General features: G+C 56.3%; 19 protein-coding genes and 10 pseudogenes. 15 read left to right on the top strand and 14 right to left on the bottom strand.

Features of this window, described 5'->3' with window-relative positions:
* Positions 1-18: 18 nt before the first annotated feature.
* The 6 genes from AXG89_RS30795 to AXG89_RS30770 all read right to left on the bottom strand — a co-directional run bounded on the left by AXG89_RS30795 (position 19) and on the right by AXG89_RS30770 (position 5,763).
* On the bottom strand, positions 19-768 hold the full coding sequence (locus AXG89_RS30795; RefSeq protein ID WP_062174278.1) for an SDR family NAD(P)-dependent oxidoreductase: 750 nt from the start codon (positions 766-768) through the stop codon (positions 19-21).
* Between the two features lie 159 nt (positions 769-927).
* Positions 928-1,830, bottom strand: a complete 903-nt coding sequence (locus AXG89_RS30790) for a LysR substrate-binding domain-containing protein (RefSeq protein WP_062174276.1) — start codon at positions 1,828-1,830, stop codon at positions 928-930.
* Positions 1,831-1,930: 100 nt separating this feature from the next.
* Entirely contained in the window at positions 1,931-2,386 is a 456-nt protein-coding gene (locus AXG89_RS30785) for a hypothetical protein (protein WP_062174275.1), read from the bottom strand.
* A gap of 78 nt (positions 2,387-2,464) precedes the next feature.
* Positions 2,465-3,097: a hypothetical protein gene (locus AXG89_RS30780; RefSeq protein ID WP_162916159.1), complete on the bottom strand. Its 633-nt coding sequence runs from the start codon at positions 3,095-3,097 to the stop codon at positions 2,465-2,467.
* A 601-nt stretch (positions 3,098-3,698) separates the two neighbouring features.
* Positions 3,699-5,060, bottom strand: coding sequence for a sensor histidine kinase (locus AXG89_RS30775; protein ID WP_062174270.1), 1,362 nt, complete (start codon positions 5,058-5,060; stop codon positions 3,699-3,701).
* 1 nt (position 5,061) lies between these two features.
* Positions 5,062-5,763 (bottom strand): response regulator transcription factor, encoded by a 702-nt coding sequence (locus AXG89_RS30770; protein WP_062174268.1) that lies wholly within the window; start codon positions 5,761-5,763, stop codon positions 5,062-5,064.
* 260 nt (positions 5,764-6,023) lie between these two features.
* Between AXG89_RS30770 and AXG89_RS30765 the strand changes: the two genes are divergently transcribed.
* The 6 genes and pseudogenes from AXG89_RS30765 to AXG89_RS30745 all read left to right on the top strand — a co-directional run bounded on the left by AXG89_RS30765 (position 6,024) and on the right by AXG89_RS30745 (position 9,506).
* Positions 6,024-6,311 (top strand): DUF4148 domain-containing protein, encoded by a 288-nt coding sequence (locus AXG89_RS30765; protein WP_062174266.1) that lies wholly within the window; start codon positions 6,024-6,026, stop codon positions 6,309-6,311.
* An 80-nt stretch (positions 6,312-6,391) separates the two neighbouring features.
* Entirely contained in the window at positions 6,392-6,652 is a 261-nt protein-coding gene (locus tag AXG89_RS43715) for a hypothetical protein (RefSeq protein ID WP_236873591.1), read from the top strand.
* Positions 6,653-6,675: 23 nt separating this feature from the next.
* Complete coding sequence (locus tag AXG89_RS30760) at positions 6,676-7,431, top strand: alpha/beta fold hydrolase (protein WP_236873590.1); 756 nt, start codon at positions 6,676-6,678, stop codon at positions 7,429-7,431.
* A 231-nt stretch (positions 7,432-7,662) separates the two neighbouring features.
* A pseudogene (locus AXG89_RS30755) lies at positions 7,663-7,821 on the top strand (IS110 family transposase); the annotation flags it as partial.
* 111 nt (positions 7,822-7,932) lie between these two features.
* Positions 7,933-8,247: pseudogene (locus AXG89_RS30750) on the top strand (IS110 family transposase); the annotation flags it as partial.
* A gap of 84 nt (positions 8,248-8,331) precedes the next feature.
* A protein-coding gene (locus AXG89_RS30745; RefSeq protein WP_119024612.1) for an IS3 family transposase occupies positions 8,332-9,506 on the top strand; the annotation gives its coding sequence in 2 pieces (ribosomal slippage) (positions 8,332-8,605 and positions 8,605-9,506; 1,176 coding nt in all).
* Between the two features lie 42 nt (positions 9,507-9,548).
* Here the strand turns inward: AXG89_RS30745 and AXG89_RS30740 are convergent.
* Positions 9,549-10,732 (bottom strand): IS3 family transposase gene (locus AXG89_RS30740; RefSeq protein ID WP_119024726.1). Its coding sequence is split into 2 segments (ribosomal slippage): positions 9,549-10,447 and positions 10,447-10,732, totalling 1,185 coding nucleotides; the frame shifts between segments, so codons are not numbered across the junction.
* 62 nt (positions 10,733-10,794) lie between these two features.
* Here AXG89_RS30740 and AXG89_RS30735 point away from each other — a divergent pair.
* A pseudogene (locus AXG89_RS30735) lies at positions 10,795-11,502 on the top strand (IS110 family transposase); the annotation flags it as partial.
* Positions 11,503-11,784: 282 nt separating this feature from the next.
* Positions 11,785-12,675 (top strand): annotated as a pseudogene (locus AXG89_RS30730) (IS110 family transposase); the annotation flags it as partial.
* A gap of 162 nt (positions 12,676-12,837) precedes the next feature.
* Here AXG89_RS30730 and AXG89_RS30725 read toward each other — a convergent pair.
* A protein-coding gene (locus AXG89_RS30725; RefSeq protein ID WP_119024612.1) for an IS3 family transposase occupies positions 12,838-14,012 on the bottom strand; the annotation gives its coding sequence in 2 pieces (ribosomal slippage) (positions 12,838-13,739 and positions 13,739-14,012; 1,176 coding nt in all).
* A 243-nt stretch (positions 14,013-14,255) separates the two neighbouring features.
* Between AXG89_RS30725 and AXG89_RS30720 the strand changes: the two genes are divergently transcribed.
* Complete coding sequence (locus AXG89_RS30720; protein ID WP_062174259.1) at positions 14,256-14,483, top strand: hypothetical protein; 228 nt, start codon at positions 14,256-14,258, stop codon at positions 14,481-14,483.
* A 112-nt stretch (positions 14,484-14,595) separates the two neighbouring features.
* Here the strand turns inward: AXG89_RS30720 and AXG89_RS30715 are convergent.
* Positions 14,596-16,172, bottom strand: a protein-coding gene (locus AXG89_RS30715; RefSeq protein WP_236873570.1) for an IS3 family transposase whose coding sequence is annotated in 2 segments (ribosomal slippage) — positions 14,596-15,713 and positions 15,713-16,172 — 1,578 coding nt in all. Because the reading frame shifts where the segments join, the coding sequence is not laid out codon by codon here.
* 138 nt (positions 16,173-16,310) lie between these two features.
* Between AXG89_RS30715 and AXG89_RS30710 the strand changes: the two are divergent.
* The 3 pseudogenes from AXG89_RS30710 to AXG89_RS30700 form a co-directional block, all read left to right on the top strand.
* Positions 16,311-17,210, top strand: a pseudogene (locus AXG89_RS30710) (transposase).
* A gap of 37 nt (positions 17,211-17,247) precedes the next feature.
* Positions 17,248-17,511: pseudogene (locus tag AXG89_RS30705) on the top strand (MFS transporter); the annotation flags it as partial.
* A gap of 38 nt (positions 17,512-17,549) precedes the next feature.
* Positions 17,550-18,609 (top strand): annotated as a pseudogene (locus AXG89_RS30700) (IS630 family transposase); the annotation flags it as partial.
* A gap of 147 nt (positions 18,610-18,756) precedes the next feature.
* Here AXG89_RS30700 and AXG89_RS30695 read toward each other — a convergent pair.
* Positions 18,757-20,297, bottom strand: a protein-coding gene (locus tag AXG89_RS30695; RefSeq protein ID WP_119024725.1) for an IS3 family transposase whose coding sequence is annotated in 2 segments (ribosomal slippage) — positions 18,757-19,544 and positions 19,544-20,297 — 1,542 coding nt in all. Because the reading frame shifts where the segments join, the coding sequence is not laid out codon by codon here.
* Positions 20,252-20,821 (bottom strand): transposase, encoded by a 570-nt coding sequence (locus AXG89_RS30690; RefSeq protein WP_162916158.1) that lies wholly within the window; start codon positions 20,819-20,821, stop codon positions 20,252-20,254. Before AXG89_RS30690 ends, AXG89_RS30695 begins: the two co-directional genes overlap by 46 nt.
* Before the next feature lie 58 nt (positions 20,822-20,879).
* Between AXG89_RS30690 and AXG89_RS42840 the strand changes: the two are divergent.
* Positions 20,880-21,316, top strand: a pseudogene (locus tag AXG89_RS42840) (DDE-type integrase/transposase/recombinase); the annotation flags it as partial.
* Between the two features lie 109 nt (positions 21,317-21,425).
* Here the strand turns inward: AXG89_RS42840 and AXG89_RS30680 are convergent.
* The 3 genes and pseudogenes from AXG89_RS30680 to AXG89_RS30675 form a co-directional block, all read right to left on the bottom strand.
* Complete coding sequence (locus AXG89_RS30680; RefSeq protein WP_062174252.1) at positions 21,426-22,052, bottom strand: glutathione S-transferase family protein; 627 nt, start codon at positions 22,050-22,052, stop codon at positions 21,426-21,428.
* Positions 22,053-22,239: 187 nt separating this feature from the next.
* Positions 22,240-22,404: pseudogene (locus AXG89_RS43710) on the bottom strand (IS3 family transposase); the annotation flags it as partial.
* A gap of 224 nt (positions 22,405-22,628) precedes the next feature.
* Positions 22,629-23,534 carry a LysR family transcriptional regulator gene (locus tag AXG89_RS30675; protein WP_062174250.1) on the bottom strand — a complete coding sequence of 302 codons (906 nt, stop codon included), beginning with the start codon at positions 23,532-23,534 and terminating at the stop codon, positions 22,629-22,631.
* Between the two features lie 135 nt (positions 23,535-23,669).
* On the opposite strand from AXG89_RS30675, the pseudogene AXG89_RS30670 reads away from it, so the two are divergent.
* Together AXG89_RS30670 and AXG89_RS30665 are read left to right on the top strand one after the other, a co-directional pair.
* Positions 23,670-24,576, top strand: a pseudogene (locus AXG89_RS30670) (alpha/beta fold hydrolase).
* A 278-nt stretch (positions 24,577-24,854) separates the two neighbouring features.
* Positions 24,855-25,835 carry an alpha/beta fold hydrolase gene (locus tag AXG89_RS30665; RefSeq protein ID WP_082771664.1) on the top strand — a complete coding sequence of 327 codons (981 nt, stop codon included), beginning with the start codon at positions 24,855-24,857 and terminating at the stop codon, positions 25,833-25,835.
* The last annotated feature ends 2 nt before the right edge of the window (positions 25,836-25,837 follow it).

The raw sequence follows: 25,837 nt of genomic DNA, 5'->3' as shown, positions 1-25,837 counted from the left end.
GCGCAGCGGCTGTACGTCTTAATGGATCAACATTCCGCCGTTGACGTCCAGCGTGATGCCGGTAAGGTAAGAAGACAGGTCGCTCGAAAGGAAGAGACAGGCGTTGGCGACGTCGGCTGCATCACCCAGACGCCCGAGCGGAATACCTTTGATGATGTCGGTGCGCATTTCCGGCGTCAGTTTGTCGCCGGTAATGTCGGTCTGGATCAAGCCAGGCGTGATTGAGTTGACACGGATGTGATCGGGACCCAGCTCACGTGCCATCGCACGCGCCAGTCCGAGTACGCCGGCCTTTGCCGCGCTATAGTGCGGACCACCGAAAATACCGCCGCCGCGCTGAGCTGATACCGACGACATACATACAATGCTTCCGCTCTTCTGCTCTCGCATTTGCGGGATCACGGCTTGAGACATGTACAACGTCCCGCGCAAGTTCACGCCAATGACGGCGTCGAAATTCTCGGCCTTGATGTCCAAGGTTTTAAGCGGTTGTGTAATGCCTGCGTTGTTGATCAGGCCGTCGATACGCCCGTATCTCTCGACCACGTCTCTGGCTGCCTGGAGACATGCGTCCTTATCTGTCACATCGCATTGGAGCCCCAAATGTCCCTGCCCCAAGTCTCGTGCTGCGCTTTCGGCATCTTCGCGGCGAAGGTCGAGAATCACGATTTTTGCGCCTTGATCGGCCATCGCCTTGGCCGTCGCTTTACCAATGCCGCGTGGTGAGGCAGCGCCTGTGACAATCACTACTTTGTTTTCGAGCAACATCTTTGTCTCCATCGGGTCGTCTGAGTTAGTGAACGCAGTTTCCGCGTCCGCCTCGATTCGATCAATGGAGTTACGCTCAGCTATTGCTGAAATATTTTCAGGTGTTGAAGTTCTTTCATAGGGTTTACGCCAGCAGTTGACGTGGTGCTTACTTAACGCCTAACTTGCTCGGTTAGCGGTGTCGCGGCCAATTTCCTGCTGCGTCCATGTCAGGAAGGTTGCTAACCGCGGGAGCGTTGCGGTTTGGGCTGGGTACACAATGTGGTGTGCGCCTACGGCCACTTCGAAGGACCGCCCGAACACCGGAACCAATGTCCCCTTGCGAAGGTAGCCGGCGGCCAGCATTGTGCTTTCCAGGGCGATCCCATGACCCAAGGCTGCAGCCTCGATCGACATATAGGATCGGTCGAACGAGAAATCGTACGCTTTGCGAGAAAGCGGAACACCAAACTTCCCAAACCACTGCTTCCATTGCACAAGCGGCGTTTGCGAAAGAATCAAGCGCCGCTCAAGCAGATCGGCAGGGCTTTGCACTGGATTACGTTTGAGGTACTCGGGTGACGCGAGCGGCGTCACGCATTCATCGCGTAGCGTCAAAACCTCACCATCGGACCAATGCGCATAGCCATGTCGGATGTCGAGATCGTAGTAGCCGGACGTGAACGATACGTCTTCGTAGGAGCAGTCAAGATTGAGCTGAATGTTCCCATTTGCCTCATGAAAAGACGCGAGGCGCGGCAGAAGCCACATCAGCGCGAAGCTGGGGCTGGAATGGATGCGGAGAATCTCGACACTGGAATCGCTGGATGCGCGTTCGGTTGCCCGACTCAGATCGGCGAGTGAGCCGGTGACGTCGATCAGATATTGCTGACCCGTCGCAGTCAACACGAGGCCTCGGCCCAAGCGGGCAAATAACGGCCGCCCAACCATGGCTTCAAGGTTCGCGAGCTGGTGGCTGACAGCAGACGGTGTCAAACCAAGCTCATCGGCCGCGCGATTGACACTTTTCGTTCGCGCAACGCTTTCAAAGGCGACGATGGCTTTTAACGGCGGAATGCGCATATCGTGAGGGAAGGCACCGAGTTCAAGGATTGTACGGCATCCGCTCTCATGAACGACCGACCGAGGCAGCGTAAGCGAACCAAGATTTGCCGACAAGTGCTCAGAAGGCGAAGCTTGGAAACCCTTCGTCGTGGGCGAGAAGCTTTTCCAGTCTGTGCTTGGCTTTCTCCAGCCGGTGTACTGGCATCAACCTCAACTGATCATCGTGAAGCTGCAGCAGTACTGCGATGTAGAGCGCGTCGGCATCGCTGACTTCCCACGCCTGCGTATCTGCTGCCCGGGTGATACATGCTTTGAGGATCTGCTCCGCCCCGATGAAGTTTTCCTTCTGTTCTTTAATCGTCTCCTCATCGCTCAGGTAGAACGTCCAGTACAGCGTCTTCAGAAGCTCTCCAGCCAGGTGAACGTTGCCCTGGGCACTTTTCAACGCCGCAAGTGCCATGTGATTCTTGAGCGAAATCGAGCGCGCGATTGCCGGCGATGTAGGCAGCAAAACACTGCGACTCAGCCGCGGCGTTTGCTTGATCGATTTCCGCTTTTTCGTGTTTGATGCCATGCCGAATATCGAATTTAAGCGTTGGTTGAAACCGGCTGGATGCAAACGGGGTCGGTCCGCACTCAACGCGCTGATCTCCTACAACATCACCACCTGCTGAAGGAGCCTCAGGGCGGTACCTTCGTCTAGACGACCGGTCCGCGCTTTGCCCGCCAGCGTTTTTAATAACGCTTCAGCAATGGGCGCAATACCCCGAAGCGTGTCCAGATCAGTCATCGTTGTAGACGGATAGGTGTCAGCCGCATGCGCAGGAAATGCGGCCGGTTCCGTTGAAGACATAGTCGCGTCAGAAGCGTTCTCATGGTTTTTTTCAAGCGCGCCGGATACCGCGGTCTCGAATCGGCTTTGTGCTTCGGGTTCTGCAGCCTTTGCCTCCTCGAGAGCGCGCGCGGCCTGATCGACGCCTTCATCGGCCCCGTGAACATTGCCGTGATCGGTGGCGATTGGCGAGGTGTCTCGGGCGCTCTCTGCGGATTGTAACGATGAGCGACGTCGACCTGAAGGCATAAGCGTCTGCCCAACAGCCGCTGGCACTTCGGCCGGCTCACGCGGTATGTCCAGCCATCCCGGGGGCAAGCCTAATACAGCGGTGATCCGCTCGGCTTCCGCATCGTCCAGGCGCTTCTTTCCGTGCAGGCGGTGGGCCATGTTCGACTGACTAAGATTTAATAAACGGCTGAGCAATGCCTTTGAACCGTTGCGTGCTGTCAAGACGTGCAGATTGGTGTTGTTGTCCGTTAATCTTGCTAGCGGCGTCCACAGAAGCGCTAATGGTGTCCAGTAATTCCGCTAGCGCGGCTGCCAGAGGCCGCGTCGCTCGCATTTTGCACGGTAACGGTTTATCGCCCGAAGCGCTCCGGCAAAGTTCGATGAGTTATTCAGCACATTTGCCGGAACCGTCTCCAGCTCCGACTGATGAACGCCACAGTATTCTTTTCCGGGACGCAACCACTCACGCTTCCATCGAGGCGCCGTAACGTCCGCGTCGTTCAACACCAGACATTTGAAGCAATACGGAAGACGATGCCGCGGCGAGATCCACCCCGGTGGAGTCTGAATTCGATCTAGTCGATCGCCATCCAGTCTTGCGAGCGAGGACAGTCGATCTCGGGCACTTTGGTCGATGCAAGGGAAGAGAATCCACCCTACGTTCCCAAGGGGCGGATACGGCTGATCAACACTCGCTTCCCACAGGGCGGCGACGCTTATTCCTTTTATGTCAAATAATGCTGCCGAATCTTAAAACCGCGGCCGAATTTATTTCGTTCCGGCGGGAAGCCAAAAACGGGGACAACTCCAGGCGATTCGTACTTTACTCGTTATGAGGCCAGCATTCCATGCGCACGCATGTCCCGGGCAATTCACGCGATACATTCACCGTAAATCCATGCAGGCGCGACACGGCCATCACCAGACTGATGCCAAGACCGGAACCCGGAATGGCAGCAACCGAAGCACCACGATAAAACCGCCGGCCGATCATGCTCAGTTCGCTCTCCGGAATGCCGACCCCGTGGTCGCGCACGCAGAACGCGTGACCGTGCGGCGTGACGACGAGGCTAAGCTTGATGACGTCGCCGGGCCGTGAAAACTTGATGGCGTTATCGAGCACGTTATAGAACGCTTCGAACAGGAGCTCGCCGTCACCGTTCACCATGGCGGTATCGGCAAGTTCGCATTCAAGGGCAATCTGCTGCTCTTCCAGCAACGGCTCGAGCACTTCGAGAACCTGGTCGATCACCGCTTTCAAGTCGATCGTTCTGAACCCGTCCCGTCGTCCGCGCGCTTCGATCTCCGATATCCGCAAAAGCGCACTGAAACGCGCGAGCGTGATGTCCGTTTCGGCAATAGCCTGATCGACGAACTCCCGAGCGTGGGCGGCATCTGCATCGGCGGCCCGTCCCAATGCAAGACGTGCCCGGGCAAGCGGCGAACGCAAATCATGAGCAATGTTGTCGCATGCACTCTTGACCTCGCCCATCAAGTGTTCAACGCGGCCCAGCATCTGGTTGATCACGCGCGACAACACGTCGATTTCATCGCGATTCCGATCGGGGAAACGCTTGCCGAGATCGCCGTTCGCAATCTGCCCGGCAATCTCGACCACGCTTCTGACTCGCCTAACCTGCCGGATCGACAGCGCGATACCGCCGCCGACACAAAGCGCGAGCGCAAGCAGATCGCCCCACAACAGCGTATTCATGATGGAGCGCCGCAATTGCATGACGTCACCCAGGTCACGTGCAATCACAAGGCGTCCACCGTCGGATAAACGCTCGACCAGCATGCGCGAAAGCGGTCGGTCCAGACGGCCTTCTACGGAAAGTATCTCGTTGAAACTGCGAGTTTCCTGTCCACTCGCGGCTCCTTGGGGAAGCGCCGCGATATTGCCCGCAAGACGCGACCCGTTTGCGTTGAACAACCCATAGAAGTTGCCAAGACGTTGATGCGTGATCCGATAATTAATTTGCCTCGCGAGCTCGGCGTCCTTGAACGATTCGAAATAGCGCGCCTCCCAAAGCAGGATGGAATCGGCTTGCACGAACATGGCCTGCGACGACCGCAAGTAGACCAGCGCGAACAGCAACGAAGTCGAAATGATAAACAGCAGGAGGAAGGAGACAAGCAGCCTGACGACCGACGACCGCAACCACGAAGAACTAAACGGCCGCATGTCATGCTCCAAGGCAATAGCCTTTGTTGCGAATGGTGTGGAACAAAGGCTCCTCGCCTTCAATATCGATCTTCTTGCGCAAGCGCCCGATATGCACCTCGATCAGGTTCGTGCCCGGATCAAAGCGATATCCCCACACCGCTTCGAAAATCATCGGCCGGCTTAGTACTGAATGACTCTGCTCCATCATGTACACCAGCAACCGGTATTCAGCCTGACTGAGTTCGATCACCGTGCCCGATCGCCTGACCACCTGCCGGATTAGATCGACTTCGAGCGTTCCGACTTTCAGCGTCGTGTTACTGGCGGCTTGCGCCGAGTCCTTGCGGCGAATCATGACTTCCAGACGCACCATCAACTCGTCCGGATGATATGGCTTGGTGAGATAGTCGTCGCCGCCCGCTCGCAGGCCCCGCACTTTTTCATCGATATCGGACAGCGCGCTGATCATCAGCACAGGGAGGTCCACGGCATTTTCCCTGAGGAGGCGCACGACCATGATTCCGTCGGCGTCGGGCAGCATGCGATCGAGCGTCATGGCGTCGTAACCGCCGGCTAGGGCCTTGCGCAATGCCTCGCCGCCCGTCGTCACGAGGTCGGCTTCAAAGGCATGCTCATGCAGCGTCCGCGCGATATCGGCTGCAGTGCCGGGATCGTCCTCGACAACCAGAATTCGACGCGGCGCATTCGTTTTTTCAGCCACTTTATTGATTCGATTTCGACGGCAGGAGTATTCCATATCTTAGCGAATAATCCTTGTACTGACGATTAAAAAATAAAATCGGGCGCCGACATTACAAGCGCATCGCTATGATGAAAAAACTTTAATTTTTGACTCATCCTTGTAAGCCGATTCAGCGATAGCATTATTTCCGAAGCAAGAAATCATTAAATCCACTCGATCATCCGAAACGAGTTTTTATCTATCTCGACGGCTTGATCCGTTTATAAAGGAAGAGAATCATGCTTGTTAAAACGCTTGTCGAAGCGAGTAAATGTGTCGCGTTCGCCATCGCAGTTAGTGGCGTCGTCGCCTTGCCGGCGCAAGCACAACAAGTCCAGCCGGCATCGCACTCCGGCGTGACGCGCGCTCAGGTGCGGAAAGAACTGGCCGACCTGGAATCCGTTGGATACGACGCTACAGCCGATGACAACCATTATCCAAGGAACCTTCAGGCGGCTGAGAAATGGCTTGCTCAAAAGAATGCGGCCCAGCGTATGGTTTCAGCGAGCGTAGCGGCTACGAACTGATTTTCCTGTGAATCAAATCAGCGAACGCAATTCGACTCGCGCTTCGTATTTAAAATAGTTTTGATCAAGGCAACATTCAAATGCAAATCGAAAACAAACAAAGACGTAACATCCTGACAGCGGGACTTGCGACTGTCGGCGCGGTCGGAATCGGACTGGCTGGCAATAGCTTCGCTGCTTCCGCCGCGGCGACCGGCGCGTCCTCTTCGGGAGTGACGTTGTCGGCCGCTGCGCGAGGTGCAAACAAGCGCTTTTTTCCGGGCTTCTCGCAACGCTTTATCAAGACTTCCGGTGCGACCATCAATACGCTGGTCGGCGGCGAAGGCCCCCTTTGCTGCTGATTCACGGCCATCCGGCCACGCATATGGAATGGCATAAAGTCGCGACACAACTTGCACAAAAGTACACGGTGGTGCTCGTCGATCTGCGCGGTTATGGCGATTCGAGCAAACCGGATGGCGGCGTGAACCATGTCAATTATTCGAAGAAAAATATGGGGCTGGATCTCGTCGAAGTCATGAAGACGCTTGGACATGACACGTTCCAGGCAGTCGGCCACGATCGCGGCGGCCGGGTCCTTCATGCAATGATGATGTATTACCCAGAGACGATCGAACGTGCAGTGACACTCGACATTGCTCCCGCCGACGAGATGTACGCGCACACCGACGAATCATTCGCGACCAAGTACTTCTGGTGGTTCTTCCACATTCAGGCCGCCCCGCTTCCGGAGCGCATGGTGGGGGCCGAGCCGGAGCTATACCTGCGTGCGCATCTCGATGTTCAGAGCAAGACGCCCGGCGCCGTCACGCCAGAAGCGTTTGCTGAATACTTCCGCTGTTATGCCCACCCCGATTGCATCCACGCGGTCTGCGAGGACTACCGGGCAACCGTTACGATCGACCGGGAGCACGTGACTTCTTTTAACGGCAAGGCGACGCCCCCGCTGCTCGCATTGTGGGGTGGTAAAGGCACTGTGGGACAGACGTTCGATGTGCTTGCGTTATGGCGCAACGAGGTTGAGAACGTCACCGGATTTGCGCTGCCGAGTGGTCACTTGATTCCGGAAGAAGTACCCGGCCCGCTGCTGGATGCGCTTAACGGCTACCTTGTTGCCTAAGGCTCCATTTAGATTGGGGGGCTTTTGTGGCGTGAAGCTAAGCTTGGGAGCTGTCCGCAGTAGCAAGGCAGTTCCGTAGCGCGCACTACCACCGCTCGGACAACGCATGGTGCGGCGCCTCCGGTTTTTTTGGACACAGATTTAATGGGATGGACGTCCCCACCCGAAACGGCACCGATGTGCCAAAGTGGAAGTGGCGAAGCAACCACTTGAACGATAGGAGCGCTCATTATGAATATTACGACAATTGGCATCGATCTGGCGAAGACTGTTTTTGCCGTACATGGCGTGAATGAACATGGCAGAGCGGTCCTGAAAAAAACATTGAAACGCGATCAGGTTACGGCGTTCTTCGCAAACCTATCGCCCTGTCTGAATGAAATGAACGCGTCCCACCCCGTGAGCCAGTAAGCGGAGGAAGGTGGATCCTCATGGGCTAATGGCATCGATACGCCCAAGGTGCAAAATGCGAGTTTTCACAAGCAACCGGAGGATCCAATCATGAACTGTACGGCAGTGGGTGTGGATATCGCCAAGCACGTGTTCCAGGTGCATTACATCGATCAGGAAACTGGAGAGATAGTGAACAAGCCGATCAAGCGGGCGCAGTTTCTCGAGCACTTTGCAAACCGTGCTCGTTGCCTCATCGGAATGGAAGCGTGCGGTGGTGCGCACCACTGGGCCAGGCAGCTTGTAAAGATGGGCCACGAGGTCAGACTGATACCGGCGGAATTTGCCAAGGCGTTTAACATTCGCAACAAAAACGATGCTGCAGACGCACGGGCGATCTGGCTGGCCGTGCAGCAACCAGGCAAGTGACCTTGCCTCGTTTCCACGTACTGAGATAGGCTGAAGAAAGTGGAGATCAATGTTTCGTAGAATGAGCGAAATGGAGATCAAATGAATCGAGGACCGAAAGGCCGCTACACGAAGGAGTTTCGCGAGCAGGCGGTGAAGCTCGTTCTTGTCGATGGACTGTCGCAGCGAGAAGTTGCGGGCCGATTATCTTTGTCGGTTAAAACGCTTGGCGCGTGGGTCGTTGCCGAGCGAAAAGGGACGCTAACGAAGGTAGGCGAGACGCAAAAGCCGCAGAGCGAGTTGGAGGCGGAATTGGCGCGGGTCAAGCGCGAGCTGGCGACGGTCACGATGGAGCGCGATATTTTAAAAAAAGCGACGGTCTATTTCGCGAAGGAGTCGCGGTGAGATGTGACCGGATCGAAACGATGCGACAGGACTACCCGATTTCCGTGCTGTGCCGTGTGTTTGAGCTAGGGGCCAGCAGTTTCTACGCTTGGCGCCGACGGCTCGACTCGCCACGTGCACAAGAGAACGCGCGCCTTGAAATCGAGATTGTAGCGGCGCACGAACGAACTCGGCAAACGTATGGGCGCGAGCGATTGCAGGCGGATCTGCTTGATCATGGCGTGTGCGTTGGCCTTCACCGCATTAGGCGCATTCGCACCAAGCTGGGACTGCGTTGCAAGCAGAAGCGCAAGTTCAGAAACACGACGGATTCGAAGCACGATTTGCCAGTCGCACCGAATTTGCTGGAACGCAACTTCGACATGAGCATGCCGAACCAGGCCTGGGTGAGCGATATCACGTACGTGTGGACAGATGAGGGCTGGTTGTATCTAGCCGGCATCAAGGATCTGTTCAACGGCGAGCTGGTCGGCTACGCCATGAGCGAACGTATGACCCGCACCTTGGTAATGCAGGCGCTATTTGCCGCGGTCGCACTTAAACGGCCCGCAGCCGGTTTGATCCTACATTCGGATCGTGGCAGTCAATATTGTTCGCATGACTATCGGGATCTAGCAAAGCAGTTCGGCATGACGATGTCCATGAGTCGCAAAGGCGATTGCTACGATAATGCGCCGATGGAAAGCTTCTGGGGGTCGCTCAAAAACGAACTCGTGCATCACCGCCGGTTCACGACGCGCGCCGAGGCCCGGCAGGCCATCACCGAATACATCGAGATCTTCTACAACCGGCAACGCAAGCAAGCCCGTCTTGACTATCTGTCGCCTGCTGCCTTCGTGCAGCGATTTTATAAAACGCGACTCGCGGCTTAACCCATTGCTCTCCACTATTGACGACCGACCTCATACAGCAACTCACGCTGCTTTTTGTGCGGTCTCGTAATCGCACGGTGTCCGGTAACCGATCGACGAATGGATGCGCTGTCGATTGTAAAATCCTTCGATCCAATCGACTACATCTAGGCGCGCCTGCGCGCGTGTTTCGTACCGACATCGCGACGTTTGCTCGACTTTTAACGTCTTGAAGAAGCTTTCCATTGGTGCGTTATCCCAGGCGTTTGCGCGCCGACTCATCGACATCGTCATGTGGTACTGACTGACCAATTCCCTGTAGCGCCAGCTTGCATATTGACTGCCGCGGTCCGAATGTAAAATCAACCCTGATCCTGGACGACGCTGCCAATACGCCGATCGTAAAGCATTAGAGACCAGTTCGGCATCAATGCGCTCGGACATTGACCATCCCACAATTCTGCGACTGCCCAGGTCCAGAATCGCGGCCAAGTACAGCCACCCCTCTGCGGTGGGCAAATACGTGATATCACTCACCCACGCCTGATTCACATCCCAGCCGTCGAATCGTCTGTCCAGTACGTTTGGCGCTACCGGCAAACGATGAGCCGAGTCAGTCGTCGCAAGCCACCTCCGGCGGTAGACTGGACGCAGTCCTTGACGCACAAGGCTGCGTCGTACACGTTCCGCACCGGTTTTCACACCTCGTGCGTTCAGTTCTTTAACCAGTCGTGGACGACCGTACGTGGCCCGGCTTCGCGCGTGCTCGGCGGCTACGTGAGCATCGAATTCAGTACGCCGCAGCGCCCGCGCGCTTGGCCCTCGCACACGCCACTGACAGTAGCCGCTGCGTGAAACGCACAGCAACCGGCAAAGCCTGCTGACAGCGTATCGGTCGCGGCTAGCGTCGATCCATGCATACTTCACCGCGACCCCTTCGCGAAGTATGCCGTCGCTTTTGAGAGTATTTCTATATCCAACTTTGCACTCGCCAGCTCCTTGCGAAGCCGGCTATTTTCCGCCTCCAGCTCTGAGACCGCTGGCTTCGTGCGGGGCGCTGGCACCGCAACTTCAGCAACGCTCACTACACCTTGTTTCAACTGTAGCCGCGCCCAATTTCCGATCGTCGCCACCGGCACGCCCAGACGCCGTGCCGCCTCGTTATGCCCGACAGAATTCGCCAGCCGCGCCGCCTCCTCTCGGAATTCCTCCGTGTAGCGACGATTCGGTACATTCTTTTCGCTCATCTTTGCCTCCGTTCAACAGATTATCCATCTACTCTGCTGTACGTTGTTTCGAGGCAAGGTCAAAGCCGGTAGCGGTGAAGACCGAGACGCAGCAAGCGATGCTTGCACTGCACCGGATGCGTCAGCAGCTCATCAAGTTTCGCACGATGCAGATCAACAATCTGCGTGGGCTATTGACGGAGTACGGCGAGGTAATGGGCATGGGTCGTGGGGCTCTGGACAAGGCGATTCCGGGGGTACTGGCGCGGGTTGCCGAGCGACTGCCTGCGGTGGTGATCGACACGCTGCGCGAGCAGTGGAACGGGTTAACGAAACTCGATGAGCAGGTTGCGCAGATCGAGCGTCGGATGCGCGAGTGGAAGAAAGAGGATAAAGCGGTCAAGGCCATCAGCGAGATTCCTGGCGTGGGACTGCTGACAGCAACCGCAGCCGTCGCGATGATGGGCGATCCGAAGGCATTCAGTTCGGGCCGGGAATTCGCTGCGTGGGCCGGTCTCGTCCCAAAACAGACGGGGTCAGGCGGCAAGATAAACTTACACGGCATATCGAAGCGCGGCGATGCGTATCTGCGCACACTGTTGATCCACGGTGCACGAGCAGTATTGAGGCATGCAAAGGAAGCCGGTACGTGGGTCGACCTAATGATCAAGCGGCGACCGAAGAATGTCGTGATCGTGGCGCTAGCCAACAAGATGGCGCGGATGATCTGGGCGGTACTGGCCCACGACAGGCCGTACCAGAAGAATTATGTGAGTGCGAAGCTCGCCTGATTGGCGCACGTGACATCAGAGATTAACGTTTAACCCAGAGTGAGCGTCAAAAGGTTGCGCAGCAATCGAGTGTGATGACTAGTCAGGTAGGACCTGGGACTCGCTAAACCTGTATCCCAATCCGAGCTTCGAGCTCGTTGCCTGAATGAGGAGCGAGTCAGCGAATTTCATACGGGCCCGCGGCGGCAGTACCGGCTGCATGAAGGCCGGATAGAGAGCTGCAACCCATCCTGTCAGCCTGAACACACGAAAACTGTTGCAAAACGGGACGCGTTCATAGAGATTGGGATGGAGGCGTGTGGGGGCGCGCACTACTGGGCTCGCAAGCTCAAGGCCATGGGACACACCGTGCGGCTAATTGCACCTCAGTTTGTCAAGCCATACGTGAAGACAAACAAGAACGACGCGGCCGACGCTGAGGCGATCTGCGAAGCTGTGGCGCGGCCAAATATGCGCTTTGTGCCAGTCAAGAACATCGAGCAGCAGTCAGTGCTGTCAGTGCATCGTGTCAGGCAAAGCTTCGTGCGGGCCCGTACTGCGCAAGCCAACCAGATACGCGGCCTTCTCAGTGAGTTCGGACTGGTTGTCCCGCAAGGGATCTCACACATTGCCCAAAGGGTACCCGAGCTCCTCGAAGATGCCACCAACGAGTTGACCGGATCCTTTCGCGTGCTGATCCAGCGCCTGACGGAACACCTTAAAGAACTCGACCGTCAGGTTCGGGAACTTGAGGCGCAGATCCAAGCCTGGCACCGCGAGAACGACGCCAGTTGCAAGCTTGCGAAGGTGCCCGGCATCGGGCCGATTACCGCAAGTGCGTTGATCGCCTCCATCGGCGACGCAACCAGCTTTGCAAACGGCCGGCAGCTTGCCGCATGGCTCGGGCTTGTGCCTCGGCAGAACTCCAGCGGTGGCAAGAACGTGCTACTCGGTATCAGTAAAAGGGGTGACACTTATTTGAGAACATTGTTGATCCACGGCGCGCGTTCAGTGATACAGGCTGCCAGCCGTAAGGAACAGAAAGAGGGATGGTTGCAGCGCCTGTTAGCGCGACGAAACTGGAATGTTGCCGCCGTGGCACTCGCAAACAAGAACGCGCGGATCGTGTGGGCACTCTTGGCTCGCGGTCGCGAGTTCCACAGTGATTACACGGCCGCAAGAATAGCCGTTTAAAGTCAGTAGTATTCGCATCACTTACAAACAGCAGGAGACTTCAGCCGATTGCCTGGGCAATCATGACGTGATGGCAGAACAGGTAAGACCGTGGTCGGGAAAGTCTGGTTACCCCAATGTGCGCGACAGTGAGGTCGGTCGTCAATAGTGGAGAGCAATGGGTTAAGCCGCGAGTCGCGTTTTATAAAATCGCTGCACGAAAGCAGCAGGCGACAGATAGTCAAGACGGGCTTGCTTGCGTTGCCGGTTGTAGAAGATCTCGATGTATTCGGTGATGGCCTGCCGGGCCTCGGCGCGCGTCGTGAACCGGCGGTGATGCACGAGTTCGTTTTTGAGCGACCCCCAGAAGCTTTCCATCGGCGCATTGTCGTAACAATCGCCCTTGCGACTCATGGACATCGTCATGCCGAACTGCTTTGCTAGATCCCGATAGTCATGCGAACAATATTGACTGCCACGATCCGAATGTAGGATCAAACCGGCTGCGGGCCGTTTAAGTGCGACCGCGGCAAATAGCGCCTGCATTACCAAGGTGCGGGTCATACGTTCGCTCATGGCGTAGCCGACCAGCTCGCCGTTGAACAGATCCTTGATGCCGGCTAGATACAACCAGCCCTCATCTGTCCACACGTACGTGATATCGCTCACCCAGGCCTGGTTCGGCATGCTCATGTCGAAGTTGCGTTCCAGCAAATTCGGTGCGACTGGCAAATCGTGCTTCGAATCCGTCGTGTTTCTGAACTTGCGCTTCTGCTTGCAACGCAGTCCCAGCTTGGTGCGAATGCGCCTAATGCGGTGAAGGCCAACGCACACGCCATGATCAAGCAGATCCGCCTGCAATCGCTCGCGCCCATACGTTTGCCGAGTTCGTTCGTGCGCCGCTACAATCTCGATTTCAAGGCGCGCGTTCTCTTGTGCACGTGGCGAGTCGAGCCGTCGGCGCCAAGCGTAGAAACTGCTGGCCCCTAGCTCAAACACACGGCACAGCACGGAAATCGGGTAGTCCTGTCGCATCGTTTCGATCCGGTCACATCTCACCGCGACTCCTTCGCGAAATAGACCGTCGCTTTTTTTAAAATATCGCGCTCCATCGTGACCGTCGCCAGCTCGCGCTTCACCCGCGCCAATTCCGCCTCCAACTCGCTCTGCGGCTTTTGCGTCTCGCCTACCTTCGTTAGCGTCCCTTTTCGCTCGGCAACGACCCAAGCGCCAAGCGTTTTAACCGACAAAGATAATCGGCCCGCAACTTCTCGCTGCGACAGTCCATCGACAAGAACGAGCTTCACCGCCTGCTCGCGAAACTCCTTCGTGTAGCGGCCTTTCGGTCCTCGATTCATTTGATCTCCATTTCGCTCATTCTACGAAACATTGATCTCCACTTTCTTCAGCCTATCTCACAGCACTCAGATTTGATGAGACCCCGACCAGCAAATTCCATCAGGGACCGCCGGCTTGCGCCGGACATCGAAGTCCGGATGCATGGCTGCAATCTTTACCTTAACACCGTCGCAAATGAGAGCTTGGCAAACCGGGGGCGTCCATGCATGGGGTAAAACGTATGTTCCAAACTGGAGTAGTTCATGTTGAAGAAAGCTGATGCGAATGCAGTTGCGCCAGAGGCGCTGGAACGCGCGCGTAGCGCGACTGGAAGCGCCTCTGGCGCCGCCGAAGTCAAACGCTGGTCGACCGGGCGCAAACGTGGCGTGGTGCTCCGATTGCTGCGCGGCGAACCCGTCGATGCCGTGTCGCGCGAAGTTGGCGTGACGGCTGGCGTGAACAGGCTCTGGCGGGTATGGAGGCAGGCCTGAAGGCACGCACTAGCGATCCGTTGAAAGCCCGACTCAACGAGGCCGTCCGGCGTGTCGGCGAGCTCACGATGACCGGTAGATTTCAAGGTAGATGTCGCCTCAACGATTAAATTTAGGCGGCTTTTTGCTCCTGTCGGTGGTTGCGTTTGATGGGTTCAAAGTTGTCTGTGCGATCGGGATTCAAATGGACGGTGTGTACGCGCTTCCAGTTTCGAGTGGGGCCTTTCCATCGTAGCGGGTTGCGCTGCTTTGCCGCCTCGTAGAGCATCGCGCGGCGATCGAGGATCTGCTGGTCGAGGTTGGCGTGCCGTTGGGCAGGCGTGACGAAACGGATCGCGCTGTGACGATGTTCGTGGTTATACCAGCGCACCAACACGGTGACCCAAGCGCGCGCGGCAAATAGAGTGTCGAACGCCTGCAGAGGATAGGCCGGCCGATACTTCAGTGTTTTGAACAACGATTCCGAGAACGGGTTGTCGTTGCTCACGCCCGGTCGACTCAATGACGGCATGACACCCAGAGCCTGCAGGGTGGCGAGCATCGTGGCACCCTTCATTGGGCCGCCGTTATCCGAATGCAAAATCACCTGACCCGGTTTGATCGCTTCACGTGCACATAGGTCCTTCAGAAGCTCGCTGGCCTGGGCGCTGCTCTCTTCAGCGTAGACCTGCCAGCCGACGACCATCCGACTGAATACGTCCATGAACAGATAGAGATAGAAATACTGCCCGCGAACTGTCGTCGGCAGGTAAGTGATATCCCAGCTGAACAATTGATTGGGCTCGTCGGCACAAACTGCGCGAGGCTTGCTGCGGGCGCGCGCTGGTTGTTCACTGCGCCGATGAGCAAGCTGTTTCTCTTCACGCAGCACCCGGTAGAACGTCGATTCTGAGGCGATGTAGCGGCCCTGGTCGGCCAATCGAGGGACGATTTGGCTCGGTGGCAGATGAGCGAATTCGACAGAGTTGGCCACCGCCAGCAGTTCAGCGCGCTCATCGGTCGACAGCTTGTGAACAGCATCATGATGGCGTAAGGCGCGCCCATCCACTGCTTCAGGACCGCCGCCTTGCCAGCGCTGCACGGTGCGCGCGCTTAGCCCGAGCACAGCACATGCGCGTGCCTGACGAGCCCCGGCTGTAGTCGCCTTGCCGATCAGCTCCTGCAATGTCGCACGCTCTTCGGGGGAGCTCATTCGTCCTCGTCCCCGAACAGCGCCTGGTACTTTTTTGAAAGTATCAGCAACGCGGCCGCCTCCGCTAAAGCCTTTTCCTTGCGTTTCAATTCGCGCTGCAGCTGCGCATTGGCCTGTTTCAGCTCGCGCAGTTCTGGAGCGTTTGCACGTGCGCTGCTCGCGGTGCCGGCCGAGCAAAACTGGGCACGCCACTGGTCCAGATGATGAACAAACAAGCCACGTTCACGGCACCACGCGCTGAGTGCCTCGGCGCTCAGTCCATGGCTCTGCTGCAATGCCAGCAGGCGATCTTCCAAAGACCAATCTTCCGGGCGCCGTGCATCGACTGGCCCCGGGTTGCGGTTTGCGGCGTTAGACACGCGGATCCACTTCCTCAAAGTTAATACGTTCATGTTCAGTTCCGCGGCAACCGTTCCTACGGACCGGTTGCCGCGTTGCAGGACCTTTGCCAGCGCCTGCTCCCTGAATTCAACAGAATACGTCTGTTTGGCATTCAACCTACACCTCTGAGTTCTTCGGATTAAGAAAATTCAGAGGCGACATCTATTGTGACGCAGAGGGATGACAATCGAGATTTTGAACAAGGAACGCGAGCGGCACGCCCGTCGCCCTTTGAGCGCTCGGAGATCATCGACATGAGCCACGAGATCTCCGTGAGCGTCGGCAAGCCCTTTGGATCGCAACGGGTTTGCCAGGTGCTCGACTTCCCGCGCTCGACGATCTACGCCGTACGTGCCAGAGCGAGCGCCGGCGTGACACCGATGGTTGTGCGCAGGCGTGGGCCGAAGCCGAAGATGCCCGATGCTGACTTGCTCAAGGCCATCGGTGACGATCTGGCGGCTTCGCCCTTCAAGGGCGAGGGGCATCGCAAGGTCTGGGCACGGCTGCGCATCCTGCATGACATCCTTGTCTCACGGACCCGCGTGTTGCGGCTGATGCGGGAGCACAGTCTGCTCTCGCCGCATCGTCAAGCGCGAGGCGAACCCATCCTTCACGACGGCCGGATTACAACTGATCGCCCCAATGAAATGTGGGGTACCGACGGCGTGCGCATCGCGACCGTGGACGACGGCATGGTGTGGATCTTCTCCGCCGTCGATCACTGCGACGGCACGTGCATCGGCATTTATGCCGCGAAAATTGGTGACCGTTTCGCCGCCCTCGAGCCGATCTCCCAGCGGCTGCTGGGCGAGTTTGGCTCCGTGGGTGCCGACGCGCGTCGCGGGCTGTCGCTGCGCATGGATCATGGTTCGCAATACACCTCGGACGACTTTCGCGACCAGATCAAATTCTGGGGCATCGCGCCGAGCTACGCCTTCGTCGCCGAGCGCGCAGACCAACGGCGTGGCCGCGAGGTTCAACCGAACCATGAAGGAGCAGGCGATTCATGGACGCATCTTCAAAAACCCGGAGGAAGTTCGTGCCGCCGCTGTCGCGTCCAAGATCGATACAACCGCGACTGGCGTCTTGAAAAGCTGGGCTTCAAATCACCCCTCGAAGCCAGTCAGGAAAGGCTGATGAAGCTGGCCGCCTGAACTGCAAAAAGCGTGTCCAAACAACCGGAGCCGGTACATGGAGTTGTTCCCCGCGCAGGTCCGCTACACGGCAACGAGCTTACCCTACAACATAGGCAATGACTGGTTTGGTGGCTTCTTGCCAGCAACAGCGTTTGCGATGATGGCGGCAACCGGAGATATTTACTACGGTCCTTAATATCCGGTGGTCGTCGCCTCGTGCACGTTAGTGATAGGGCTGTTCTTCCTCCCGGAAACGAGGGTCATCAAAAGCGAGTTGGCCTCCATTCACGCCGACTCACGCGTAAGACTCGAACCCTAGTCCATCGCGTCATTGATTGGCACCCCGTATGTGTTTAGATATGGGCCATGGGCAAGATGAATCTGACAGATACCGAACGTAAGCAACTACTTTTAGCGGCGCGCAGTCGAACGGTGCGCGCGGCGGACGTGCGACGCGCAAAGTTGATCTTGATGCTCGAGGACGGTGAATCGCGCGACGCAATCATGAGCGCGCTAGGCTGCGACTCGCGTTTCATCGCACGTTGGTCAGGAGGCTTCCTCAACGAGCGACTGGCCGGCATGTACGCTCGCCATCCCGGGCGCGCTCCTGAGCAGCCGCCTGCCAAGTTGGAAGCGCGTGTACTTAACCGCACCCTCAAGCACAAACCATCTGACGGTTCGACACACTCGAGCAGCTACAAGCTCGCAGCAGAGCTGGGCGATGTGTCGGTCTCAGCCGTGCAGCGCATCTGGCGTAAGCACGGCATCAAGCCGCAGCGCTTGGAGCGGCACATGGTCTCTAACGATCCGGACTTCGAGACCAAGGCAGCCGACGTGATCGGGCTTTATTTGAACCCGCCGGCGCACGCGGTGGTGTTCTGCGTAGATGAGAAAACCGCGATCCAGGCACTTGAGCGCCGCGACCGGATGCTGCCGTTGTCGCCGGGGCGTGCCGAAAGCCACGGCTTCGAGTACAAACGCAACGGTACCCTCAGTCTGTTCGCGGCATTTAATACTGCTACCGGCGAGGTGGTGGGCACGACCGCGCCACACCAGCGAACAGTTTGTGTCCTTCCTGACTGATGTCTTCGCCAGCCAGCCCAAACGTAGGGAAATCCACGTCATTTGCGATAACGTGAGCAGCCACAAGACGCAGCGGGTGGCCGACTTTCTTACCGCGACTCGCAACGTGCGCTTGCACTTCACGCCGACTTACTCCTCGGGGCTCAACCAGGTCGAAAATTGGTTCTCACGCATTCAGCGTGATGTGATCGCTCGCGGCGTCTTCACGTCGGTGAAGGATCTGGATCGCAAACTGATGCGTTTTATCCGCGAGCACAACCAAAACCAAAACCCGAAACCAATCAAGTGGAAATATGGCGATCCTTCCCGTCGAATTCACCCGGTGCCAAGTCAATTACGCAATGGACTAGCTTCGCCGGCTTTGGCCGCTTGGCAAACCATTCCGCCTTCCACTGCGCGACCGAAGCACGATACTCGAGGTACCCACCACGTGTCGCCGCGTTGCGAATAAGCGGGGGTGCGGCGGAATTCTTGGACTGGTTTATGCTCTGAGTCCTAGGCTCTCACGATATTCGATGGGGCTGAGTGAACCTAGGGAGATTTTGATCCGTTTCTCGTTGTACCAGTGGATGTACAAGTCCACTACTGCTATGAATTCTGCAATGGTCGTTGTTTTCCAGTCTCGCGGATAAAACAACTCTGTTTTAAGGCGACCGAAGAAGCCTTCGCAGGCTGCATTATCAGGCGAGCGCGCTTTACGCGACATTGACCGCATGAGTTGCGCATCACGAATTCTTGAGAGCCAGCCAGGCCAACGATAGTGGCAACCACGGTCCGAATGGACAATAGGTCGTTCTTCGCTGTTAGCAACCGTCTCCACAGCAGCATCCAACATCGTGTTGACAAGATCGGCGTCCGGACTCGTGCCAATCGACCAGCTAATCACCAGCCCGTCGAAGCAGTCGATCATAGGTGAGAGATACACCTTCCCAGCTGGGATGTGGAATTCCGTGATTTCTGTTAGCCACTTCTCATTCGGAGCCGTCGCTTGGAAATTGCGATTGATAAGGTTCTCCGGTGCAGGGCTTATTTCACCTAGATACGAAGCATAACGCCGCCGCCTCGCGCAGGCGACTACACGGCATTCCTGCCTCATCAACCGCCGGACCACTTTTTCCGAGATAAGAATTTGCTGTCTAGCCAGCGCTGCTCGCATTCGACGATAGCCATAACAATTGTGATTAAGCTTAAAGAGGTCTGCAACGGCAACTCGCACATCCGCAAACTTGTCTGAAACGCGTAGGCGTGCTCGATGATAAAAGTAAGAGTACGGGCAAGGCCCAGTTCACTCAAGAGCTCTGGCAGTGCATAGGTCTGTTTCAAGGCATCAATCAGCAACGTCTTTTCCCGATTCGTCAGGAGGTGCGGATCGACGCCCACGCCTTTTTTTAACAGTTCATTCGCCTTCTTCAAGATGTCGTGTTCGAGCTGCAATTTCCTGATGTCGCGTCGAAGGGATTCAACTTCCTTCTCCAAATCTGCTCGTTCGGACGGTAGCGGTGGATCGTTACGCTGCTTCATAGTTGCGATAACCTCAAGACCGAGTAGCCGTTTTTGCCAGTTATACAGCGTCGTTCGACTCACGCCAATCCTTTGAGCGACTGCCTGGGCACTTTCTTGCCGGCTGCAAAGATCAACCACCGCGTGTTGTTTGAATTCGTAGGCATGCCGAACGCCGGTGGCCTTGCCCGTCAGGCGCTTCTTCCTCGCAGGGTTAAGCTCGTCGAGCCAGCCTGCAAGCGTCACGGCGCCTGGATATCCCAACGCGGTAACAGTCGCGGACAAGAATTGACCTTGGCTCAGATAGTAATCCGTGGCAGCTTTCTTTTGTTTGACCGAATATTTTGGCTTTGAGCAAATACGGTCCCTCGGCAAGTCCAGGTATTGCTCGTAGGCGTGATGCCAACGCTCGAGAGTGCCGGTTGCGCTGGGATAGCCTAACTGACGAACGGTCGCTGCAAGGCTCTTTCCCAGTTTTATGTAGAGCCGAACCGCTCGAATGCGGTCTTCATACGAGTACATGGACTACCTCCAAATAGTCCAAGAATTCCGCCGCACCCCCCAGCTTCGTGTGAAAAGCCTGTCCATCTTGCCGCGAAATCCTTGTCCAGCTTGGTGTGAAATACGCGCTCGTGCTGACCAAAGCTGCGAGTCGTGACGCTCAGACGCGTGCCGATAATATGTCGACGGGGCGATCGGCAGCATCCGGCAAAACGACTCGACCCCGTAGAGCGCACGATGATCGTCGAATTGCGCAGAACCTCGTTGGCCGTGCGCAATTCCCGATTCTCACGCTCCAGTTCCTTGAGCCGCGCCAGGTCCGTCGTTGTTGAGCCCGCCCGCTGCGGGGGATCCCGCTTGGCTTTAATTACCCAGTTGCGCAGCGTCTCGCGCGACATGCCCATCTTCGAGGCAATCGACCACATCGACGCGCCCTGCGTGTTGTATTCATGCTGGTGCTCCATCACCATCCGGACCGCGCGTTCCCGAACCTCGGCGGAGTATCTCACCCATGCTGGCTTCTTTACTTTGCTTGCGTTTTCCACTTTTCAAATCTTCCGTAACAGCCAAGATCGAAAGTCGCCTACATTTCTGGAGCGCGTCAGTCAGTGGAAGAGTGGAAGTACTTTGTATCGTACAGTGGATAAGGCCGGTAATAAGGTCAATTCCCTGTTGCGGGCGCATCGTGATAAGGCTGCTGCGCGCAGCCACTTTGAAAGGCCATCGATCGCAACGGTGCGCCTAAGACCGTGACCATGGATAAAAGCGAGGCCAATCTGCCTGCCCTCCAGGCCATCAACGTTGAGCGTGAAACGCCCCGTAGGGTCCGACAGGTCAAGTACCCGAATAGCATTGTCGAGCAGGTCACCGGGCAATCAACTGCCGAAGCAGGCCAATGATAGGTTTCAAGGATTTCCGATGTGCCCCGTATTATCCTCTCGAGTATTGAGGCAATGCATATGATCAGGACAGGCCGGATGGCGGACGACGACGGTGCCACGCGAACAGCTGCGGCTCATTCCTATTCCCTGATGGCGTAAGGAGTCCTTGACATAGAAGAAAAATTAGTTTTAACGATATTACCGCGACACAACCGTTTGGCGTGCCCCGGGCTTAGAGTGTGATCGCTATATGATCGTTTGGAAATGTTCAGGTGAGCGGCAGGTCGACGTATTTCTTGAAGCCCAGGTGCGTTTCCAGACGCGAATACCACCGTTCGAGATTTGGCATCGACGGGCGCTCGATTCCTTCGAGACCGAACCAACGCTTCGCGTATGTGCCAAACTCTATATCGGCCAGCGTGAAGTTGTCGTTCTCAAGGAAGGAGCGGCCTTGCAGGTGCGCGTTGAGCATCCCCCACCGCGCCGTGACGGACTTCACATCGGTGCCTAGCGCGATGAGATCGCGTTGCGCCTCAGGTGTGCGGATGAGGCTCAAGAACACCGGGCGTTCGGCAGGCTGCAAGGTTGAAAGCGACCAGTCGAGCCAGCGGTCGATGCTCGCGCGAATCTTCGGCTCGGCCGGATAGAGTGGGCTCGACGGCCCATATTGCAGCGCCAGATATCGAAGGATGGAACTTGATTCCCACAGAACGAAGTCCCCGTCAACGAGCGTTGGAATGCGGCCTGTCGGGTTCATCGCTAGATAGTCGGGTTCGTGATTGCGGCCGAACTGCATACCCGCGTCGATTCGCTCGAACGGCAGTCCCAGTTCGTCGCAGCCCCACAATACCTTTTGGACGTTGACCGAATTGGCGCGTCCCCAGATCGTGATCATTCGACAAATGCTCCATGTTTAATGTATTTTCCGCCTTTCGCACGTCACGCGTTTCTGCCACGCGGGGGTTACGGTGCCGCTGACCTTCCGATCTTACTACACCGGTCAAGTGAGCTTCTCGCTGTTTTTTGTGTTCCAAGGGTCTAACATTATGTCGCCGGATTTTTCTCCCGCTGAGCGCTATCGAGTCTTGCATGAACTGAGGTGACAAAATTTGGTCGAGCGTGGAGTGACGACAACTCAAGTTATAAAATACTTCGAGGTATTCAAATAGGTCTGCTATCGCCTCGACATGCGTGGCGGACCGTCTTTCGTGAACACGTTCGTTTTTTAGGCTGTCGAAAAAAGCTTTACATCGGTGCGTTGACGCTCCTATGTCAAGCAGAGCCCGTCGAATCGTATGCATCCGGCGATCTCATCTGGTTTCCATTCTTTGGCGTAAGAGCATACGTTTCCACGATCAGGCGAATTGCACCCGCCCTTAGAACCGGCTCTCGGGCAAAAACTGCTGTAACGATTGTCTATTGAACTGAAGACGAGCGAGCGACTCAGCACATGCAGACGTCCGGCTCGTATTTATAATGCAGCCGCAAGGACACGATCACGCAAACGCGGAACAACAAAGTCGACGAATGCACGCAATTTCAACGGTAGCCGATTCTGCTTGTCGTACACCAGATGAACCGGGCGCTTGGGCGGTTCGAAATCGTTCAGGACCGTTACGAGCTGTTGACGACGCACAAGTTCGACGACTTGATAGGACATCGTGCGGATCAAGCCTGAGCCAGAGAGACCCGCGTCAATGGCGGCATCAATCGTATTGACGCTCAACCGCGAGCGAATCGGCACTCTAAATTCTTCGCCTCCAGACCAGAAGCTCCATTGACTCTTCACCGATACACTGTCAAATGAGATCGCGTCATGGCGTACAAGGTCGTGCGGCGTCGAAGGTACATCTCGCGTTGCAAGATAGGTCGGGCTTGCACACACGACGCGTCGAATCGAACCTAGGCCGACAGCAACCAAGTTACTGTCCGGAAGCTCGCCAACGCGGAGCGCGACATCTACCTGGTCGTCAAGAAAATGTGTCACCCTATCGGTGAGCTCTAGACCTATCGAAACATCGGGAAAAGCAGAAAGAAAGTTCGACACCACAGGTAGCACATGCAGCCGGCCGAACATAATGGGTGCAGTGACGACAAGGTCTCCCTTCGGTTCTGTGTATTCACCAGCAACGGCACGTTCTGCCTCCACCACCCGCTCGAGGATGGCTTTTGCGGCGGTTACATAAGTACGGCCGGCCGGTGTCAACTCGAGCCCTTTTGTTGATCGGATGAAGACGGTCGCCTTGAGGTGACTTTCTAAGTCAGCTATTTTCCGACTGACCGTGGCAAGCGGCAATTTTAGCTGTCGACTTGCTTTCGATAAGCTGCCGCCTTCCACCGCAGCCAGCAGCACTGCCATTGCATCGAGTCGGTCCAAGGATATTCCACCAAATGAGAGGTCGATTCTCGATTTTACCGTCTGCCCGTCGTTTACGAAATTGCAGAGAATGCTTTCAACGCGTCAACGGCGGGTGGTCCGCCCGAACGCTTCTATAAACGACAGGGGCCCATCATGACCGTTCGAACATATCATCGCACCGCCGAAGTCAATGGCAGAAAGGTCTTCTACCGAGAGGCCGGCGCTCGCAAGCTGCCGACAATTCTTTTGCTTCATGGTTTGCCAAGTAGCAGCCAGATGTTCCGTGACCTGATTCCGTCGCTGGCCGACTGCTTTCATTTGATCGCCCCGGACTATATCGGCTTTGGCCATTCCGACGCGCCATCGCGTGACGAATTCGCCTATACGTTCGACAATCTCGCCGCGCACGTTTTGGGCTTGGTCGATGTGCTCGGTCTCGACTCGTACATTCTCTACATGCAGGACTATGGTGGACCGGTGGGGTTCCGCCTGTTCAGCCAGCGCCCAGATTGCGTGAAAGGGTTCATCATCCAAAATACGAACGCCTATATTGAAGGCGTGGGCGATGCTCCGAAAAGCGTGCTGTTGCCGTTGTGGGAGAACCGCACGCCGGAAACGGAGAAGCCGGCTCGCGACTTTGTAGGTCTCGAAGGCACCAAGTACCACTGGCTCGTTGGCGCAAAGGATCCGGAAGCGATTAATCCGATAATTGGGTGTTCGACCAAGCGCTACTCGACCGGCCGCGGGTGCAAGATTATCAAGTCGATTTGCTCGAGAACTACAAATCGAATATCGCCTTGTATCCGCATTGGCAAGCGGCATTTCGGCAGCACAAGCCCAAGACACTGATAGTGTGGGGCAAGAACGATCCGTTCTTCATCCCACCTGGTGCCCGCGCGTACCTGAACGACTTGCCCGATGCAAAACTGGTGTGGCTCGACGCTGGCCACTTCGTGCTAGACGAAAATGCCCCCAGGTCGCCGCAGAAATTAAAACCGCATTTGGTGCTCCCTGTGCTGCTGCTGATAAATGTCCTTCATATCCATTCCGGTGTGATTAGACCGGACGTCGAGATGGTCGATAGAATTTGCATGAAAGAGAAAGCTGAAGTGAAAAGATGTTTTTCGGTGGCATTACGGAAGCGTTCTCCTCAAGGCACAACCTTCTAAGGTGACGATCAATAAAATGATTTCGTCCGTGGCATCATTGGATGCAGGAAGTAGCCAAGCTCTGGACTTTATCGTGCCCTACTGACCTGCCCTCCATGCGCGCTAGTTGCGTCTTCAAATCGCAAGTCGCAACTAGTTGTTACTAACACTACGACCTAAAGGAGTGAAGATGTTCAAATTGTGTTTCATTTCGGCCATGGCTACTAGCCTTGGCATATTGATGGCAAATCCAGCTGATGCGGCGACGGCCGTGCGCCCTCTCGCCGACGCCGAGCCAATCTACTACCGCACCGTCAAGGTCGACGGCGTGTCAATTTTCTATCGGGAAGCTGGACGTCCTGATGCACCTACAATCTTGCTGCTGCACGGGTTTCCATCTTCGTCGCGGATGTATGAGCCGCTATTTACCCGTTTGTCTGGCCACTATCACTTGGTGGCTCCTGACTATCCCGGATTCGGCAACAGCGATGCTCCCAACGTCAAAGATTTTTCGTACACTTTCGATCATCTCTCGGAAGTTGTGCAACATTTCACTGAAACACTTGGGCTTCAACACTATGTTTTGTTTGTTCAAGATTACGGCGGACCAGTGGGAATGCGCCTCGCCGTGAATCACCCGGAAAGGGTGGATGCCATCATAGTTCAAAATGCGGTTTCCCACGAAGACGGACTGGGCCCCCTTTGGGACTCGCGACGGAAGTTTTGGAAAGACCGTGCTGCGAACGAAGCCACACTCCGTGAGAACTTCCTATCACTGGCCTCCACGCGACAGCGCCACATCGGCTCAAATCCTCGTCCCGATACGATTAACCCCGATCTTTGGACGGATGAATTTGCATTCCTCAGTCGTCCGGGAGAAGCTGACATCCAGACTGACCTCTTCTACTCGTATCAGACGAACGTAGCGAGCTACCCATTATGGCAAGCGTGGCTGCAGCAGCACCAGCCACCAACGCTCGTGGTCTGGGGCAAATACGATCCGTCCTTTTTGGTCGCCGAAGCCGCGGCGTACAAAAGGGACCTGCCCAACGCGGAGGTTCATGTTCTCGATGCCGGACACTTTGCAATTTATGAGAAGCCAGACGAGATCGCTTCGCTTATAAGTAGCTTCCTTGGGCGAACAACGAGCGATCGAGCGAAAGAGCACTAACT

Origin of the sequence: Burkholderia sp. PAMC 26561, from assembly GCF_001557535.2 — a bacterium.
In the GTDB taxonomy this organism is placed as follows: domain Bacteria; phylum Pseudomonadota; class Gammaproteobacteria; order Burkholderiales; family Burkholderiaceae; genus Caballeronia.
Note: the sequence above shows the minus strand (reverse complement) of the source record. Positions and strands in the feature narration are given on the sequence as shown.